Raw genomic sequence first — 1,765 nt, 5'->3', positions numbered from 1 at the left:
AGGCGCTTTGTAAGGTCTGTTTTAATTGGGCCTGCGAGCTGGCGTTGCTGCTGTCTAAGTTGTTTAAGGTCGTCTGAAACTGTTGGTTGACTTGTTGGGCGGTCTGTTCGATCTGATGAAGTTGTTGATCGAGGGACGTTTTGGCTGTGGCTTGCAGTTGAATCTGAGTGCCCTGGTAATTCCGGAGTTCGGCTATGGTCTGATTGAGCTGGGTCAATTGTTGGGTTAACGGTTCGTTCTGGTTGCTGGTTGGTTCTTGTTTGGTTTTGTCGGCTTGCCAACTCATTAAAAATCGTCTCCTTTTCATAATCAAGCCCGAGTTTGGTTCCCCGAGACTTGTAATTGGTCCCTAATAGCTGATAGGTGAGATTTTTGCCCCGTTCCCATACTTTAACTGCCTGTTGTTTCAAGTCGTCCTGAAAGGCCTGAAAATCGCGAATCAGGGGGTTCTGCATGGTGTGATCGACGGCTTGGCGGATTTGATCTTTCCAAGTGGGCTGCTGTTTAGCCCGGAGCTTAATTTCGGCCATTGAGCGTTTCTCGTGACGGTTAGGATCGGGCCGGGTGACCATTAAGCCATGTTCCTGGCACACTTGATCCGTGATGTGGACTAAGTGATCGCGATATTGGTGCCAATTACCGTGCATTTTTTGCCCGGTTTCCAGGTTAATCGCGCCAATGACGGCATGGACGTGTAACGAATCGGTATCGGCATGTTCATAAAGGGCCACCTGTTGATTGGGATAGGCTTTGGCATAAACTTCTTTGGCAACGGCTAAAACCGTTGCCTGATCATGAGGATCTTGGGGATTAAATTCCAACGGGCTAAAGGCAATCCGGCTGGCATACGCTTGGGTTTTACCAGGATTGCCATAGACGGCCCGCACTTGTTTAAATTCGCTTTTAGCGTACTGAATATCTAAATTGAGGCCATCTTTTTTGATGGCTCGTTTTTCAGCGTAATTGACTAACCTAGATGCACTGGTGGAACGTTTTATGTGAGTTGTTGCCATACGCGTTGCACCTCGTTTTGTAAATCCTTTAATGCTTGGGGATCGATTTGACCACCTTGATTAGCATGATGGGCCAATTGATTAAGATTACCGCCAATTTTAGCTAACTGATGAGTGATGTTCTGGGCATCTTGGGCAGTAATCTTAGGGGCAACTAAGCGCGCCCCCTGGGCCTTCTTTTTGACAAAAGCCGGCACGGACAGATTTAAAGTTTGCGCGGAACGCGCCAGCTTTAAATAGTCCGGTTCACTCACCCGAAAATTAATTTGTTTGCTAGCCTGACGATGAACCTGAGTCGTCTTTTTTGTGCTAGCCAGATTTTGTGGTTCGTTCACAAGTCCCACCTCCGTTGCCCTGCGGGCAAAGTTATTCGAGATATCAAAAGTCGGATCAGCCGACGGCTGACGACCTCCTAATGATAATCGAATAACAGAGGCTTGGCAAGCAACCCGCATGCTAGCCACAAGACTATGTTTGTGGCAGCTGCGGTGCTTGCAAGGGGGACAGCTAACGCTCCCCCTTGACCCCCAAGTTCGCTGCGCAATGCCAAAATGGTTAGCCGGTTGGCTAGCCACTTTTTGGCAAAGCTTCGCGTTTTTTACTCAAAATTGCTATCGGAATTTGAGTAAAAAAGTCTTCCAGACAGGGGCTGTCGGCCGAATGATTTTGCATCATGAGCATGCCTTCAGCAGGAGCCTTTCAGGCGGAGTTTTGCGCAAACGGCGCAAGCTAATTTAGCTTGATCAAAAAAG

Annotated in this window: 2 protein-coding genes; both read right to left on the bottom strand. The window is 48.2% G+C overall.

Annotation, left to right across the window (positions count from 1 at the left end; translation table 11 throughout):
• On the bottom strand, nucleotides 1-1,013 hold a 1,013-nt coding region (locus FD47_RS14400), incomplete at its 3' end, for a relaxase/mobilization nuclease domain-containing protein (RefSeq protein WP_056980834.1).
• Nucleotides 995-1,348, bottom strand: coding sequence for a plasmid mobilization protein (locus FD47_RS15990; RefSeq protein ID WP_125009048.1), 354 nt, complete (start codon nucleotides 1,346-1,348; stop codon nucleotides 995-997). The genes FD47_RS14400 and FD47_RS15990, both read right to left, overlap by 19 nt.
• Nucleotides 1,349-1,765 lie beyond the last annotated feature (417 nt).

Origin of the sequence: Lentilactobacillus parafarraginis DSM 18390 = JCM 14109, from assembly GCF_001435895.1 — a bacterium.
In the GTDB taxonomy this organism is placed as follows: domain Bacteria; phylum Bacillota; class Bacilli; order Lactobacillales; family Lactobacillaceae; genus Lentilactobacillus; species Lentilactobacillus parafarraginis.
The sequence above is the reverse complement of the archived record's forward strand: the minus strand, read 5'-3'. Positions and strand labels throughout refer to the sequence as shown.